Consider the following 16901-nt stretch of genomic DNA (forward strand, 5'->3'; position numbering starts at 1 on the left):
AGTAAATCACCTCAAATAAAATGAAAAATCCACCCAGAATATGAGTGGATTTTATTATGAATGAATATTGAAAAACAATTTTCAAGGAAAGCCGTGATTGAGTGATTAAAAAAAACAAGTATCTTGCTGTTCGATTTTTAATATAATTCACAACTCACTCATTCACTAATTACCCAACTCTCGGACAACGCTTAAACTCCTTCGTTCTATCAAATAAATAGCGATAAGTGATATATTCCTTGTCACGAGTAGTTCCTAATTGCGAAACGAAACGATTCATTTTTGGATTAAAATCGCCTACCCAGTTCATATCAATGGTTTCGTATTGATAATGCGGATTGTCTCTTCCTGCCTGACGAAAACGTAAAGCAATTGCCGACTCAACACCTTTTCCTTGATAATCTGGCACGACGCCAAAAATCACTCCACAAGTACGAGTAATCACACCACGCATCAGTAACAACATAAACTTAGCTTTTTCCCAAACACCGAATTTTCCGTTAAGATGTTTTACAATTTGGTTGATGTCAGGAATAACGATGAAAAACGCAATCGGACGCTCGCCTGCGTAAGCAAACCAAGTAAGTTCTTCGTCGATGATAGGTTTCATTTGTTTTACCAAATTACTGGCTTGTTCTTCGGTCATCGCTTTTACGCCTGGAAACTTTGCCCAACCTTCATTGAAAATCGTTCTAAAATCTTCACCGTATTTTGCCAATTTACTTTTTTCAATGTGACGGAAAGTATAATCAGGATTGTCATAAATACGTTTCGCCTTTTCTTCTACGGCATTTGTAACTGAAGCCGCTCGAATCGGTGATACGTAAACATATTGTTGGAAATAATCCTTGAAACCATATTTATCGAAATACTGAATATAATACTCTTTCGTCCAAGGCATTTTGTAGGTAGGTTCGTATTGCCATCCTTTGGTCATTAATCCCCAGAAAGAGTCTCTTTCGCCAAAATTAATGGGACCATCCATCGCTTCCATCCCTTTAGAAGCCAGCCAATTTTTACAAGTATCGAATAATAAAAAAGCGGCAGATTCGTCTTCAATACATTCAAAGAAGCCCATTCCGCCAGTGGCTTGTTCTTCTTTTGTAGCCGTTTCGTGATTGATAAAAGCGGCAACTCTTCCGATAGTTTTACCCTTTTCATCCTGCAAAATCCAGCGAATAGCCTCGCCATGTTTGAAATACTTATTTTTCTCAGGATTGAAAGTATTCTCAATATCTTGGTCGAGCGGACGAATCCAATTGTTATCCTGTTCATATAATCTAACAGGCAATAAAAGAAATTCTTGTTGGAGATGTTTATGATTAGCTACTTCTAAAATGGTCATTGTTGTTGGGTTGAATATTTTTTCAAAGATAGAGGATTTGTATAAAGCCTCCATATTTACTTGGTCAGTCTGCAAGTTACGAAGGAAGCCGATAGAAAAATAACAGAAAAATTGTCAAATATACCCGAAGGACTTACGTTTGTCATGCGGTAAGCTTTTTGGAACGAAAATTACTTCAATCCGTTATACTTTTATTAGTTTTGTAAAAGAAATCAATTTAGTCCACAAGAATAATCCAACTGAATGCAACCTTTAAAAATATACAATACCCTCAGCCGAGAAAAAGAACTTTTTACGCCCATCAACGCCCCACACGTGGGAATGTATGTTTGTGGCCCTACTGTTTATAATTACGTTCACCTTGGAAATGTCCGTACTTTCTTAACTTTCGATATTCTCAATCGCTACCTTACTCATATTGGCTACAAAGTGCGTTATGTAAGAAATATTACAGACGTGGGTCACTTGGTGGGCGATGGCGACGAAGGCGAAGATAAAATTGGTAAAATGGCGAAGCTCGAAAAGCTTGAGCCGATGGAAATTGTGCAACGTTATACCAATGATTTCCATAAAGTACTCCAACAATTTAATTTACTTCCACCAAGTATCGAACCTTCTGCTACTGGACATATTGTTGAACAAATTGAAACCACAAAGTCTTTAATCAATAAAGGATTGGCTTACGAATCGCAAGGTTCGGTATATTTTGATATTGCTCGCTATAATGCAGAGGGTGGAAATTATGGTAAACTTTCAGGAAGAGTATTGGAAGATTTATTAACCGAAACTCGTGATTTAGACGGCGTTGGCGAAAAGCGTAATCCTTTAGATTTTGCTCTTTGGAAAAAGGCTGCTCCAGAGCATTTAATGCGTTGGACTTCGCCTTGGGGAGATGGTTTTCCGGGTTGGCATTTAGAGTGTACTTGTATGAGTACCAAATATTTAGGCGATACTTTCGATATTCATGGCGGAGGAATGGACTTGAAATTTCCACATCACGAATGCGAAATTGCTCAAGCAAAAGGAGCAAATGGGGTTGAACCAGTTCGCTATTGGATGCACTCGAATATGCTTACGGTGAACGGACAAAAAATGTCTAAATCTTTGGGCAATTCTTTCTTGCCTGCTGAATTATTTGCGGGTTCGCATCCATTGTTGGAACAAGCTTTTAGCCCAATGACGGTTCGTTTCTTCATGTTGCAGTCGCAGTACAGAAGTACCTTGGATTTCTCAAACGATGCTTTAAAAGCAGCCCAAAAAGGCTACAAACGTTTGATTAATGGGTTGAGAATCGTAAAAAAATTAGAATTTATTACAGATGAGGCAATCGAAATAGACCAAAAACACGTATTAGAAGTAGAGAAAGGTATTCAAACTTGTTACGATGGTTTGAACGATGATTTGAATACTGCCGTTGCTATTGCAGGTTTGTTCAATTTAGTTAAGAAAATCAACCAGCTTTATATGGGGCAAGTACAGCCTTCTCAATTGGGTGAAAGTACTTTTAATTTACTAAAAGAACAATTTGTAGCCATTACAGAAAACGTACTTGGCTTACTTGAAGAACCGAACGAAAACATAGAAGCGTTTGCAAAAGGAATGTTATCACTTTACCGTGAATACAAAGAAGCAAAACAATACGATAAAGTAGATGAAGTTAGAGGTTACTTCAAGGCGAATGGTTTAGTCATCAAGGACATGAAAACTAAAATTGATTGGGCTTACGAAGAGTAACCTTAACTATTTTATTCAATTTTTAACGAATTCAAATGAGAACTCCCAGTATAACGCCTGTTGTGAAGGCATTGATGGCCATCAATATTATCGTATTTGGTGTAGAGTATTTTGGTCATAAAGATATGATTGTGTCGATAATGGGTTTACATTATTTTACTTCCGACCAATTCTTGCCTTTTCAATTTATTACCTCGATTTTTGTTCATGCTGATCTTCATCATTTATTTAATAACATGTTGGGTTTGTTTTTTCTTGGGCCAATGTTAGAAATGTATTGGGGAGATAAGCGTTTTTTAACCTTCTTTTTAGTAACAGGAATAGGTTCAGGTTTGCTGTATATGGGTTTGAAATATTATGATTATTCCTCGCTTGAAGCTGCAACAAAAGCCTATATAGAACATCCAAATTTAGAACAGTTTAGTAAATTTCTGTTCCAATATTACCCTGATGGAGTACCTCACAATGCTTTTAGACTAATTCAAGACCCAGACAATATTAGAGTAGAAGATTCGGTTTTAATTGCACAAGAGTGTTTGAAATCTGTATTGGATACTCCACTGGTTGGAGCGTCTGGAGCGGTGTTTGGGATAATGGCAGGTTTTGCTTTGCTTTTTCCAAATACAGAACTAATGCTTTTTTTATTACCAATCCCAATAAAAGCGAAATATTTTGTAGCTTTATATGGTCTATACGAACTATATGCAGGCTTGAATAAAATGCCAGGCGATAATGTAGCACATTTTGCCCATATCGGTGGAATGATATTTGCATTTATATTAATTAAAATTTGGGGTAAAAATAGAAACTCCTTTTATTGAAAAAAATAACATTCTGTTTTTCAAATTGTTATACAGAAACATTGATGTTTTTTGACTAATATTAAAGTTTATAAAGGAATATAAAAATGAGTGGGATTTTAGATGACTTTAAAGACGCTTTTTCCAAGCGAAACAATGGCTTAATTCAACTAATATGGTTGAATGTAGCTGTGTATGTGGTGATGTTATTGGTGCTGATAAGTCTTACAATTTTCTTTAAAAAAGCAGAATTGTTTGATAATGCTTTATCATACCTAAGCCTTACACCGTCTTTAGGAGTTTTTATGTATCGTCCATGGACGATTTTGACTTACTCTTTCTTCCACTCTGTCAATCCAATAGCTCATTTATTACCCAACATGTTGATGCTTTACTGGTTTGGAGCCATCATTCAAGAGTTTTTGGGTAGTCGTAGATTAATCAATCTATACATTCTAGGGGCAATTTTCGGAGGTGTTTTTGCGTTGCTTACTTTCAATTTTATTCCATATTATCAAACAGGAATCAATACCACCATTATTGGTGCTTCTGGAAGTGTGATGGCGATTATGTTTGCTGCTGCTACGCTTGCTCCAGATTATACTTTCTTTTTGTTTTTGATTGGTCCTGTTAGAATAAAATATATCGCTTTCTTCTTCTTTTTGATTTCATTGGCTGGTGCAATTGGTGTAAATGCTGGCGGAGGAATTGTTCACCTTGGCGGAGCTTTATTGGGTTACTTGTACGTAAAACAATTGCAAGCAGGTAACGATTGGGGAACACCAATTGATGTAACAGTTGACTTTTTCAAAAGAATTATCAATCGTACTGAAAAACCGAAGATAAAAGTAGCTTACCGACAAAAAGAAACTTCTTACAACAGTACAAGCGTTGGTGTGGGCGTTGGCTATCCAGATGAAGATGAAGTTGATGCCATTTTAGATAAAATTTCACGCTCAGGCTACGAAAGTTTAACCAAAGAAGAAAAACAAAAACTGTTCAAGGCTTCTCAGAAGTAAGATAATGAACTCAATTTTCAAGAAATGGTCAAGTAGTAAATCTGCTTGACCATTTTTATTGTGAACAAGCTTAAAATAATTCCGTAAATTTGTCAGCTCAATACGAAGTTTGACCTAAGATTCTTCCTATATTTAAGTTTAGTAAAACATTTTAAGGATTAAGAGGGTTATTACTTTCAAATTCACACTCGGAAAACCCATGCAAATTATACCCGGAAAAATATTAGCTCAGATTAATACTCCAGAAGATTTGAGGAGACGTAATCGCTCTGAGTTGTTGCAGATTTGTGACGAACTACGCCAATATATTATTGACGATGTATCGGTGTATGGCGGACATTTTGGGGCTTCACTTGGTGTGGTTGAGTTATCTGTAGCTCTTCATTATGTTTTCAATACGCCCAACGACCAATTAATTTGGGATGTGGGGCATCAAGCTTACGGGCATAAAATCTTAACAGGTCGTAGAGATAATTTTCACACCAACCGTTTATATGGTGGGATTTCTGGTTTCCCAAAACGTAAGGAGAGTAAATATGATGCTTTTGGTGTTGGGCATTCTTCTACTTCTATTTCGGCAGCTTTGGGGATGTCGGTCGCTTCTAATTATAAAGGAGAAACTGACCGCCAGCACATTGCAGTTATTGGCGATGGTTCAATGACGGCGGGAATGGCTTTTGAAGCGATGAATCATGCGGGTGATATTCCGAATAACATGATTATTATTTTGAATGATAATTGCATGGCTATCGACCCGAACGTTGGGGCTTTGAAAGAATATTTAACAGATATTACAACTTCGCATACTTATAACAGAGTAAAAGATGAAGTTTGGAATCTGTTAGGAAAAATGTCAAAATTTGGAAAATCTGCTCAAGACATTGTTTCTAAGATTGAAAATGGATTAAAGGCTACGTTACTTAATCAAAGCAATTTATTTGAATCTTTGAATCTACGTTACTTCGGACCGATTGATGGACATGATGTAGAGTATTTAGTAACAGTTTTGAATGATTTAAAAGATATTCCAGGGCCAAAAATATTACATTGCGTAACAACGAAAGGCAAAGGTTATGCTTTAGCTGAAAAAGACCAAACTTTGTGGCACGCTCCGGGTAAATTTGATAAAATTACTGGTGAAATTAAGAAGAAGTATTATTCAACACCACAACCACCAAAATATCAAGATGTTTTTGGACATACAATTGTTGAATTAGCAGAAAAAAATCCAAAAATTATGGGTGTAACGCCCGCAATGCCTTCTGGAAGTTCGCTGAATTTAATGATGAAAGCAATGCCAAAACGTGCTTTCGACGTCGGAATTGCCGAACAACATGCTGTTACTTTCTCGGCAGGTATGGCTACACAAGGACTTACGGTTTTCTGTAATATTTATTCAACTTTTATGCAACGTGCTTACGACCAAGTAATTCACGATGTAGCCATTCAAGAATTACCCGTTATTTTCTGCCTAGACCGTGCTGGTTTTGCTGGTGCCGATGGACCAACGCATCATGGTGCTTATGATATTGCTTATATGCGCTGTATCCCAAACATGATTGTCTTTGCACCGATGAATGAAAAAGAGTTGCGAGACATTATGTTTACTGTTGCCCAAGATGAATTTAAAGACTTGAAAAGCTGTATCTCTATTCGTTATCCACGTGGTGAAGGCGTTATGCCTAACTGGAAAACCGAATTTGAAAAAATGGAAATCGGTAAAGGTAGAAAAATTAAAGATGGAGAAAACGTTGCGATTTTAACACTTGGTCATATAGGTAATTATGCTGTTCAATCTTGCGAAATACTTGAAAAGGAAGGCATCAATCCAGCACATTATGACATGCGTTTTGTAAAACCTTTGGACGAAGATATGCTCCACGAGATTTTCCAAAATTATGATAAAGTAATTACGGTAGAAGATGGTTGTATTCAAGGTGGTTTTGGGACTGCTGTAGCAGAATTTATGCTAGACAATAATTATTCAGCACAAATCAAACGATTGGGTATTCCTGATAGAGTAGTTGAACATGGTGAACAATTAGAATTACATCATGAATGTGGATTCGACCCAGAGGGAATTGCAGAAGCAGTTAGAAATATTTTAGGAACTCAAAAGAATACGCACAAATCAGAAATAATTAAGGTTGCTCTAAATTAATTTTTAGAGGTAATCTACTGAAAATAAAAGTGATAGCTAATGACTTACATCTGAAAGCTAAATGATAATGACTAAGGCGAAAAAGATTTTTCGCCTTTTTTCTTTTCTCATTATTGACTACATTTGCCCAATGAAACAATTTACAGCCATATTGCTAAGTTTTGTCATCCTTGTGGGAAGCCTTTTCCCCAAAGCTGATGCTTTGCAGTTAGCCAAAGTTGGAGAATTGGTAAAACATTACAATCAACACACAAAAGGTTGGAATGAGAAAATGAGTTTTTTAGAGTTTCTGACAATGCACTATTCCGCAACGTCTAATCACTTCAAAACAGCTAAACATTCTCATTCAAATTTACCAAATTTAGATTCACACAGTACAGTAACACTGTTTGAGCCTACTTTCAATAAAAAAATTGTACTCCACTTTGACGCTATCTTCAAAGTCTTTTCTGAACCCAATTTTGTTTGGGAAAACTTCTATCACTTTTCGATACTTCAGACGCTATTCAACCCTCCTCGGTTCTAATTTCTTTGGGCAAAATCCATTTTGTCGCTTCTTATTGTTTTCTTTTTACGAATTGTCTTTCGTGAAACATACCTTTATTTATTGTTAATTAAGGGCTTTTTCCGCTATGGAATTACAAATTTTTATGTCTTAAAATTTGGGCTCTTCTTCTTGAAAAATATACAATGATAGATTCAATCATTCGATTCAGCATATACAATAAGCTGACAATCGGTTTATTGGTATTGGCATTGGCTACTTGGGGTGGAATTTCATTGACCCAACTGACCATTGATGCCCTTCCAGATATTACTTCTAATCAGGTGCAAGTCATTACGCAGTCGCCAGCTTTACCTGCTTCAGAAGTAGAAAAATTTATTACTTATCCGCTAGAAATCTCATTAAGAACTGTTCCTAATACCAAAGAAATTCGCTCTATTTCAAGAATGGGTTTATCGGTTATTACCGTCGTTTTTGATGATGATGTGCCGATGGAGAAAGCCAGACAACAAGTTTCTGAAAAAATCAGAGAAGCAGAACCCAATTTAATTGCTGGTGCTGGTCGCCCAGAGATGGCACCAATTACCACTGGTCTTGGCGAATTTTATCAATATACTTTGGTTGTTGATCCAAAATTTAAAGATAAATACTCTTTAGCTGATTTGCGAACTTTACAAGATTGGGTCGTGAAAAGGCAGCTTTTAGGCATAAAAGGAGTGGTAGAAGTAAGTTCTTTTGGTGGGCATTTGAAACAATACGAAGTTTCGATTAATCCAGAAAAACTACGTGCAATGAATCTGAGCATCGCAGAAGTATTTCAGGTATTGCAAGATAATAATGCCAATGCTGGCGGTAGTTATATCGAAAAAGGTACGGATGCTTACTTTATTCGTTCGGAAGGTAGAGTAAATAGCTTGCAAGATATTGAAAATGTAGTAGTTACAACTCGTGCGGGTATTCCAGTATTAATTAGTGATGTGGCGAAAGTTCAGTTTGGTCATGCGGTGCGATATGGTGCGATGACACGAAATGGGGAAGGGGAAACTGTTGGAGCGGTCGTACTGCTATTAAAAGGTGAATCTGCCGATAAAGTAGTGGTAGATGTAAAGAAAAGAGTTGAAGAAATTCAGAAATCTTTACCAGAAGGCGTAAAAGTAGAATCGTTTATTGATAGAAGTAAACTGATTGATAAAGCGATTGGCACTGTTCAGAAAAACTTGATTGAAGGTGGTTTAATTGTTGTGTTCATTCTGGTGTTACTCTTGGGGAATTTTAGAGCAGGCTTGGTGGTGGCTTCAGTGATTCCGCTTTGTTTACTTTTTTCTTTTGGGATGATGAAACTCTTTGGCGTGTCAGCTAATTTGATGTCACTTGGTGCAATTGACTTTGGTTTGATTGTCGATGGAGCAGTAATTATTGTAGAAGCCGTTGTCCACCGATTACATACTAGAACTATTCCTGAAAATCATGATGGACAAGCCTATAGACTCACTCAGCTTGAAATGAATGAATCTGTTTACGATTCAGCCGTTACGATTCGGAAATCTGCTGCATTTGGTGAAATCATCATTTTGATTGTTTACTTCCCCATTCTTGCCTTGACGGGCATTGAAGGAAAAATGTTTCGCCCAATGGCTGAAACAGTAAGTTTTGCCATTATTGGGGCATTGATTTTATCATTGACATACGTGCCGATGATGTCTTCTTTATGTTTAAGCAAAAAGATTGATCATTCGGAAACCATTGCTGATAAAATTATCAACTTTTTATATCGTTTCTATCAACCCATTATTACTTGGGCGTTGAACAAAAAAGCGATTATTCTGGCTACTTCAGTTGCTTTTTTTGTAGCTAGTTTAATGCTTTTTGGCAGATTGGGCGGTGAATTTATTCCTGAATTAAACGAAGGCGATTTTGCCGTAGAAACCATTCTTCACAGTAATGCTTCGTTATCACAAAGTGTGCATTCGAATAATGAAGCACAAAAACTTTTACTCCGTGAATTTCCCGACGAAATCCAGCAAGTAGTTTCAAGAATTGGTTCTTCTGAAATCCCAACCGACCCAATGGGTATCAACGCATGTGATTTAATTATTGATTTGAAAGATACCAAAGAATGGAAAAAAGCTGAAACGATGGAAGAACTCGCCCAAAAAATGGACGATGTGCTGAAAGATATTCCTGGAGTAAACTTTGAGTTTACCCAACCAATCCAAATGCGATTTAATGAATTAATTGCGGGTGTAAAATCGGATGTTGCCATTAAAATTTTTGGGGAAGATTTAGATACTTTATTCTCGAAAGCACAAGAAGTAGCTCAAAAAATTCATCAAGTAAATGGTATAGCCGATATGAAAGTACAGCAAATTGATGGCGTGCCGCAAATGGTGGTGACTTACAACCGTCAGAAAATTGCTCAGTATGGTTTGAAAATCAGCAACCTGAATACTTTGTTGAAATCAGCTTTTGCAGGCGAAGAAGCGGGCGTTGTTTATGAGGGCGAAAAACGTTTTGGTTTGGTAATTCGACTAGATTCTTCTTACAGAAAAGATATTCAAAATATCAGAGATTTATACTTGGATTTACCAAATGGCGGTAAAGTACCTTTCTCGGAAGTAGCTGATATTTCTTATAAAGATGCTCCTTCTGAAATTACAAGAGATAATGCTCGTCGTAGAATTTCAATTGGTATCAATGTGAGAAATCGTGATGTAGAAAGCTTGGTGAAAGAAGTACAAACGATTATCGACAAACAAGTAAAACTGCCAGTTGGCTATACCGTTGAATACGGTGGTGCTTTCGAAAACCTGCAAGCTGCCAAAAGTAGATTATTTATCGCTGTACCCGTTGCACTTTTCTTGATTTTTGCCTTGTTGTTTTTTACGTTCAATTCTTTTGTGGAAGCCTTGATTGTCTTTGTTGCCATTCCACTTTCAGCCATTGGAGGTATTTTATCACTTTGGTTACGAGATATGCCTTTTTCTGTTTCGGCAGGCATTGGTTTTATTGCTCTTTTTGGTGTGGCGGTGCTAAATGGAATTGTATTGATTTCTTACTTTAAAATTCTAGAAAAAGAAGGAATAAGTGATATTAAACAAAGGATTTTAGAAGGAACAAAAACTCGTTTCAGACCAGTGATGATGACTGCGGCTGTGGCTTCAATGGGTTTTTTACCAATGGCTTTGAGCCATTCGCCCGGAGCAGAAGTACAAAGACCATTGGCAACGGTGGTAATTGGTGGATTGATTACGGCAACGATTCTTACTTTGGTGGTTTTACCTGTGATTTATAGTTTGGTTTTTGGTAGAAAGCCCAAAGCTTCTAAAACTGTAGTTAATGCCATTGTTTTATTGTTGATAAGTACCGCCACTTTTGCACAAAATACTCCGCCACAAACTTTACAAATGTGTATTGATAAAGCGGTTCGTCAAAATCAAAATTTACAGATTTCAAACTTAGAAATTGTTGGGAATCAGGCTTTGGTGAAAACGGCAAAAGATTTGCCCAAAACCAGTTTTGATGCTCAATACGGACGAACACAAGTATTCAACGGAAATGATGTAACCTTCACTGTCGGACAATCTTTTGCCTTGCCAAGTTTGTACAAAGCCCAAGAAAATTTATTAAAAGGAAATGTACTGACGGCCGAAAAACGGGCGAAACTCACCAAAACACAATTGATTGGCGAAGTAAAAAGTGTTTACTTTCAGATTTTGCATACCCGTCAATTTATTCAATTATTAGCTCAACAAGACAGTCTTTATCAAAGTGCTTTCAAAGCGGCTTCGGTGCGATACAAAACTGGCGAGACAGATTTATTGGAAAAAGTATCTTCTGAAACTCGACTCAGAGAAATCCAAAATCGAATCCAACAAAGCCAAGCTGATGAGCAAAATTTGTATCAGACACTAAGGTTTTTGATGAATACTAACGAAAATTTTGCCATTGATTATGAAGGAAATCAGCAAAAAACAATGGTGTTAAGTAATGCACAATTGGCTTCCAATCCTTTCTTAGAAATTATTAAACAGCAAAGTGAAGTAAGCAAATTGCAAACCAATTTAGAACAACAACGCTTGAAACCAGATGTAAGATTGGCACTAACTAACCAGAGTATTGAAAAACATTTTAATCAAAACTTTGTGCAGCTTGGGCTAAATGTGCCAATTTTCACCAAAGCACAACAAGCCAGAATTTCTGCTTCAAAAATCAACGAACAAGTAATTACGCAGCAATATCAATATGCTGAAAATCAATTGCAAAGTCAGCTGAATTCATTGAAAATACAGTTTGATAAAGCCGATAAATCACTGAATTATTACAAAAATTCAGCTTTGCTTCAAGCAGAACTTATTATCAAAACGGCTTCAAAAAGTTACCAAGCTGGCGAAATTGAATATGTGGAATTTGTGCAGAATATCACACAGGCTTGGCAAATCAAACAAAACTACTTGGCTGAATTACAGAATTTTAATCAAATTATTATCAACATCGAAACTTTAATTGGCAATGAATAATCTTCAAAAATATCATATAATTTCCTTTGAAAAAGGCTTTTTAATAGGTTTAGCTTTTTTACTTAATGTGGCTTGTTTGAGTCCGAAAACGGAGGAGGCTGATAAAGAAGCTGAAGCGAAAACAGATTTCGTTACTTTATCGGAAGAACAAATCAAAAACGGACATATTGCTGTAGGTACTTTCGACCAAACTACTATTTCAGACGAAGTAAAAGCGAATGGCATCGTTGATGTTCCGCCGATGAATATGGCTTCTGTCAGTATTCCAATTAATGGCTATGTAAAAAGTACTAACATTTTGCCGGGTTCGGCAATTCGTAAAGGAGGAGTTTTAGCAACCATTTACAGCATGGATTACATCCAATTACAACAAGATTATTTACAGGCTATCAGTAAATTGAAGTTTTTGGATTTGGAACTCGACCGTCAGAATACTTTAAGTAAAGAAGATGTTGGGGCTAAGAAAAAACTTCAACAAGCAGATTCGGAAGTTTCGTCTATAAAAGCATTGACCAAAGCACTTGAATTGAAACTTGAAATGATTGGCTGTTCGATAGATAAATTGAAAAAAGGACAAATATCATCGGTGGTCAATATTATTTCTCCTATTGATGGTTATATAAAAACCGTTAATTTGTCTATCGGAAAAAATGTTGCTCCGACCGATGTGTTATTTGAAATAGTGGGTGATGCCCACAAGCATATCGAATTAAAAGTATTTGAAAATGATATTAATAAAATAAAAGTAGGACAAAAAATCATTGTTGAAAATCCTAGATTCTCAGAAACTCCTATGTTGGCTACCGTTTTCTTGGTCGGTAAAAACGTTGAAGCTGATACCAAAACCATTAATATTCACGGGCATATCAACGATGAAGCGATGGAAGATAAACTAACTGTTGGGCAGTATGTAAACACAAAAATTCTTACAGGAAAAAGAATGGTTAATACTTTGCCAGAGTCGGCAGTGGTATTACATGGCAATGGCGGATTTATTTTTGTCAACACCAAAGCAAATACTTTTCAACAAGTACCAGTAAAAATTGGTATTACAGAAAGAGGGAATATAGAAGTAATTCCCAATAAAAGTATTGGAAACAAGCAAATTGTAAAACAAGGAGCATCTATTTTACAAGCAATGCTGACGGGTTCTGAAGAATAATTTGTAGCACACAAAAGTGATTAAGAAATAAATTAATGTTTAGACGCAACTGTTTGGGTTTTTATCCTGTATTAAGCATTAGAACATACCAAGTATTTGGTTTTTGAGAGTAATACAAAATAATCTTTTATAGATGATATAACTTTCGTAATGTTCTACCGTTTTTATCCAAGTGAATAAATATTTTTCAATTAATCCTTAAAATTTATGAATACGACAGAAGAAAAAATGAATCGCCTTACTTTTCTAAAACAGTTGGGTTTGTCAGGTGCGAGCCTCATGGCGGTGTATTGTGGTGTAACAATGAGTTCTTGTACCAACGAGGGCGATGTTGTTCAACCTTTACCAAGCGGTGGGATTACTTTTGATTTATCTGCTGCTGCTAATGCGGCACTCAAAACCAAAGGAGGTTATGTGGTAGATAGAACTAACAACATTGTGGTTGCTTATACCAATGTGGGTACTTACGTAGCTGTAACGCTAATTTGTAGTCATGAAGGACAAAAGCAAATTACTTATGTTACCGACAAATTTTACTGTACTGCTCACGGTGCTACTTTTGATAATACTGGAAAAGGAACTAATAGTAATGGAAGTGCTGGCTTAAAAACTTATACTGTTACCCAAAGTGGAACGATTTTAACAATAAGCTAGAGACTACATTCATCAAAATTACGTATGTCTTTTCAGACAGCATAACACGGTATGGTTTTGAGCGAAATCAAGACCATATCGTTATAACAATCAAACGTATGAAAAAATATCTATTGGTATTCAGTTGCTTATTCAGCTTTCAAAGCTTTTGTCAGGATGATTTAATGGACATGCTCGAAAAGGAGAAAGGCAATCAACCAGAATACACTACCGCCACTTTCAAGGCGACTCGCTTAATTAATGGACAAACCATTGAAACCGTAAGTAAAAAGCATCTTAATTTCTGGATTTCTCATAGATTTGGAGCAGTAAACTCTGGCTTTATTGATAATTTCTTTGGTTTAGACGAAGCTCGTATCAGACTAGGTTTAGAATATGGTTTAAGTGATAACCTGACCGTTGGTTTGGGAAGAAGTTCACAAGAAAAAACTTATGATTACTACGTGAAGTACAAGGCAATTCGTCAATCAAATAAAGTTCCTGTAACTGTTACAGGTTATTTGAGTGGTGCGGCTAATACAATGGCTACAGGTTATACACTTCCTTCTGGCTCAACCTTGAAGTTTAACGATAACCTTGAACGCCAAACGTACTGTGCACAAATTCTAATTGCACGTAAATTTAGCGATAAGCTTTCTTTGCAAATTATGCCAACGGTTATTCACTTCAACAAAACAGAAGTGGAGGACATGAAAAACGATATGTTAGCATTGGGCTTTGGAGGTAGATATAAACTTTCTAAAAGAGTAACGCTAAATGCTGAATATTACTTAACAGACCACGGCAATAGTAGCGTTTCAGACAAGTATCATAATTCACTAGCGATTGGTTTTGATATTGAAACAGGCGGACACGTTTTCCAATTGCATTTTACCAATTCAAGAGGAATGGTGGAGCGTCATTTTATTGCTCAAACGCTTGGAGAATGGGGTAAAGGAGATATTTTCTATGGATTTAACATTGCCAGAACATTCAGTTTTGATGGCAAATCAAAGAAAGATAAACACTAATATGAAAAAGAATATCCTAATACTTGTTTGTGCTTTATTAATAAGCCAAGCCAGTTTTGCACAGTTATATTTTACCCAAACAGGTAAAACTAGCTTCTTTTCTAAAACTCCTTTAGAAGATATTTCAGCCGTAAATAGTGCAGTTTCTTCTATTCTGAATACGGCTACCAACGACTTAGCCGTGCGAATGAACATCAATCAATTCAGATTTCCGAATAGATTAATGGAAGAACATTTCAACGAAAATTATTTAGAGTCAGAGAAATTTCCAGCGGCTACTTTTAAAGGTAAAATTGCCGAAAAGATAGATTTTACTAAAGAAGGTACTTATGATGTAACTGCCAAAGGAGTAATGATGATTCACGGAGTAAGCAAAGAAAAAGTACTTACAGGAAAACTAACGGTAGCGAAAGACAATATTACCTTAGACACTAATTTTGAAATCGCATTGGTCGATTACAAAATTGATGTTCCAAAATTAGTTTGGGAAAAAATTGCCGAGAAAATTGCCGTTAAAAGTAACTTCTCTTTAATCAAAAAGTAATACGAATTCAGAAGTTGTGAGAGTATTTATACTATCGCTCGTGTCATCACGAGCGATTTTTTTGTAATTGGATTGCGTGTTAAGACAAATGGAATGGCACAGAATGATTGAGTTTTCATTGATAAAGAATGATATTCAGATATTTATAAGTGTTTGTAAGTCAAAGTGTTTGTTTTTTTAGTGGGACATATTTTTACAAAATGAGTTTGGATTTCAATAGAATATTTTCAAAATTGCTATTGAAAACTTATAAGAATATGCTATATAATCAGTTAATTGACACCATTGAAAATACACACATCTCTTTGCAAAAAAGAGCTATTTCTTCCATCAATCAACAACTCGTTATTCGTAACTGGTTGATTGGGTTTTACATTGTTGAGTTTGAACAGCATGGTGAGGATAGAGCCATATATGGCACTAAACTTATTGAGAATATCGCTAAAAATTTAAAGAGTAGAAAAGTTACAGGTTTAGCTCAAGATAGACTTTGGTTATGCCGTCAGTTTTATACTACTTATACTCACTTAGGAAATATTATTTTGTCTCGTGTGGTGAATCTACCAATTCTCGTTCCAGTGGAACGAGAATTTCAAATCAATGAGTTGATTACTCCACCTAAAATGTCTCATTATGAATCCATTAACGCTAAATTGTCTCCCGAAAATTTACTTTCTAATTTTTCTTTCCGTCATTTCATTGCACTCATGCGAATTAAAGAACCGTTAAAACGTGCGTTTTATGAAAAGGAGGCGATTAAAGGGCAATGGGAAGCACGCTTTCTGGAAAGACAGATTAGCAGTTTATTGATTGAAAGAGTAGGACTTTCCACAGATAAAGAAGCCTTACTCAATAATTTAAAAGCTGAAATTGAAACCATTGAAGATTCTATCAAAGACCCTTATATTCTTGAATTTACGGGTTTTGAGGAATTATCAAAATATTCAGAAAATGATTTAGAAACGGCTTTGTTGGATAAAATCCAAACCTTTTTGCAAGAATTAGGAACTGGTTTTTGCTTTGAAGCTCGACAAAAACGCATTACCATTGATGGAGAACATGATCGTATTGACTTAGTTTTTTATCATAGGATTTTAAAATGTCATGTTCTGATTGATTTGAAAGTAAGAAAATTCAAGCACAGTGATTCTGGTCAGATGAACTTTTACCTTAATTATTACCGTAATGAAGTAATGAATGATACCGACAATCCTCCTGTTGGGATTATTCTTTGTACAGAAAAAGGCTCTGCTACAAAAGTTCTTTACGCTACTTCGGGGCTTGATAATCAAATTTTTGTGAGTAAGTACAAGGTTGAACTACCTAATGAAGAAGATTTGTTGAGGTTAATTGAACAATAGCAATACATATTTCAACGGTTTGGAAAACCGTGCTACTGAAACAAAAAACCTCCGCAAGATTTTGCGGAGGTTTAGCATTCTTTTTTCAA

At 35.9% G+C, this 16901-nt stretch carries 12 protein-coding genes; 11 read left to right on the forward strand and 1 reads right to left on the reverse strand.

Translation table 11 applies throughout. From position 1 onward, the window contains the following. Window positions 1-169: 169 nt before the first annotated feature. The gene (locus HNP25_RS20405) at window positions 170-1345 is read right to left on the reverse strand and encodes a hypothetical protein (RefSeq protein WP_184137405.1); all 1176 of its coding nucleotides are present in this window, start codon (window positions 1343-1345) and stop codon (window positions 170-172) included. Window positions 1346-1588: 243 nt separating this feature from the next. Between HNP25_RS20405 and cysS the strand changes: the two genes are divergently transcribed. The 11 genes from cysS (at window position 1589) to HNP25_RS20460 (ending at window position 16812) form a co-directional block, all read left to right on the forward strand. Continuing rightward, the gene (gene cysS / locus HNP25_RS20410; RefSeq protein ID WP_184137407.1) at window positions 1589-3079 is read left to right on the forward strand and encodes a cysteine--tRNA ligase; all 1491 of its coding nucleotides are present in this window, start codon (window positions 1589-1591) and stop codon (window positions 3077-3079) included. Window positions 3080-3114: 35 nt separating this feature from the next. Then, window positions 3115-3900, forward strand: a complete 786-nt coding sequence (locus HNP25_RS20415; protein ID WP_184137409.1) for a rhomboid family intramembrane serine protease — start codon at window positions 3115-3117, stop codon at window positions 3898-3900. 86 nt (window positions 3901-3986) lie between these two features. Then, complete coding sequence (locus HNP25_RS20420; protein ID WP_184137411.1) at window positions 3987-4898, forward strand: rhomboid family intramembrane serine protease; 912 nt, start codon at window positions 3987-3989, stop codon at window positions 4896-4898. A gap of 199 nt (window positions 4899-5097) precedes the next feature. Beyond that, a complete protein-coding gene (dxs, locus tag HNP25_RS20425; RefSeq protein ID WP_184137413.1) occupies window positions 5098-7059 on the forward strand; it encodes a 1-deoxy-D-xylulose-5-phosphate synthase in 1962 nt (653 codons plus the stop codon). Between the two features lie 130 nt (window positions 7060-7189). Further along, window positions 7190-7585, forward strand: coding sequence for a hypothetical protein (locus HNP25_RS20430; protein WP_184137415.1), 396 nt, complete (start codon window positions 7190-7192; stop codon window positions 7583-7585). 164 nt (window positions 7586-7749) lie between these two features. Next, window positions 7750-12081, forward strand: a complete 4332-nt coding sequence (locus HNP25_RS20435; RefSeq protein WP_184137417.1) for a CusA/CzcA family heavy metal efflux RND transporter — start codon at window positions 7750-7752, stop codon at window positions 12079-12081. Then, on the forward strand, window positions 12074-13243 hold the full coding sequence (locus HNP25_RS20440; RefSeq protein WP_184137419.1) for an efflux RND transporter periplasmic adaptor subunit: 1170 nt from the start codon (window positions 12074-12076) through the stop codon (window positions 13241-13243). The genes HNP25_RS20435 and HNP25_RS20440 overlap by 8 nt, the downstream gene beginning before the upstream one ends. A 207-nt stretch (window positions 13244-13450) precedes the next feature. Then, window positions 13451-13897, forward strand: a complete 447-nt coding sequence (locus HNP25_RS20445) for a Rieske 2Fe-2S domain-containing protein (RefSeq protein WP_184137421.1) — start codon at window positions 13451-13453, stop codon at window positions 13895-13897. Between the two features lie 98 nt (window positions 13898-13995). Further along, on the forward strand, window positions 13996-14907 hold the full coding sequence (locus tag HNP25_RS20450; RefSeq protein WP_184137423.1) for a DUF5777 family beta-barrel protein: 912 nt from the start codon (window positions 13996-13998) through the stop codon (window positions 14905-14907). A 1-nt stretch (window position 14908) separates the two neighbouring features. Then, complete coding sequence (locus HNP25_RS20455; RefSeq protein ID WP_184137425.1) at window positions 14909-15451, forward strand: YceI family protein; 543 nt, start codon at window positions 14909-14911, stop codon at window positions 15449-15451. 257 nt (window positions 15452-15708) lie between these two features. After that, a complete protein-coding gene (locus HNP25_RS20460; RefSeq protein ID WP_184137427.1) occupies window positions 15709-16812 on the forward strand; it encodes a PDDEXK nuclease domain-containing protein in 1104 nt (367 codons plus the stop codon). Window positions 16813-16901 lie beyond the last annotated feature (89 nt).

The sequence above is a fragment of the Arcicella rosea genome (genome assembly GCF_014204325.1).
Taxonomy (GTDB): Bacteria; Bacteroidota; Bacteroidia; order Cytophagales; family Spirosomataceae; genus Arcicella; species Arcicella rosea_A.

Bases quoted from the DNA above. Each gene is read 5' to 3' on its own strand.
- HNP25_RS20460 (WP_184137427.1), top strand. From the start codon at position 15,709: ATGCTATATAATCAGTTAATTGACACCATTGAAAATACACACATCTCT.
- HNP25_RS20415 (WP_184137409.1), top strand. From the start codon at position 3,115: ATGAGAACTCCCAGTATAACGCCTGTTGTGAAGGCATTGATGGCCATC.
- HNP25_RS20445 (WP_184137421.1), top strand. From the start codon at position 13,451: ATGAATACGACAGAAGAAAAAATGAATCGCCTTACTTTTCTAAAACAG.
- HNP25_RS20455 (WP_184137425.1), top strand. From the start codon at position 14,909: ATGAAAAAGAATATCCTAATACTTGTTTGTGCTTTATTAATAAGCCAA.
- HNP25_RS20405 (WP_184137405.1), bottom strand. From the start codon at position 1,345: ATGACCATTTTAGAAGTAGCTAATCATAAACATCTCCAACAAGAATTT.
- HNP25_RS20420 (WP_184137411.1), top strand. From the start codon at position 3,987: ATGAGTGGGATTTTAGATGACTTTAAAGACGCTTTTTCCAAGCGAAAC.
- HNP25_RS20430 (WP_184137415.1), top strand. From the start codon at position 7,190: ATGAAACAATTTACAGCCATATTGCTAAGTTTTGTCATCCTTGTGGGA.
- HNP25_RS20440 (WP_184137419.1), top strand. From the start codon at position 12,074: ATGAATAATCTTCAAAAATATCATATAATTTCCTTTGAAAAAGGCTTT.
- dxs (WP_184137413.1), top strand. From the start codon at position 5,098: ATGCAAATTATACCCGGAAAAATATTAGCTCAGATTAATACTCCAGAA.
- HNP25_RS20435 (WP_184137417.1), top strand. From the start codon at position 7,750: ATGATAGATTCAATCATTCGATTCAGCATATACAATAAGCTGACAATC.
- HNP25_RS20450 (WP_184137423.1), top strand. From the start codon at position 13,996: ATGAAAAAATATCTATTGGTATTCAGTTGCTTATTCAGCTTTCAAAGC.
- cysS (WP_184137407.1), top strand. From the start codon at position 1,589: ATGCAACCTTTAAAAATATACAATACCCTCAGCCGAGAAAAAGAACTT.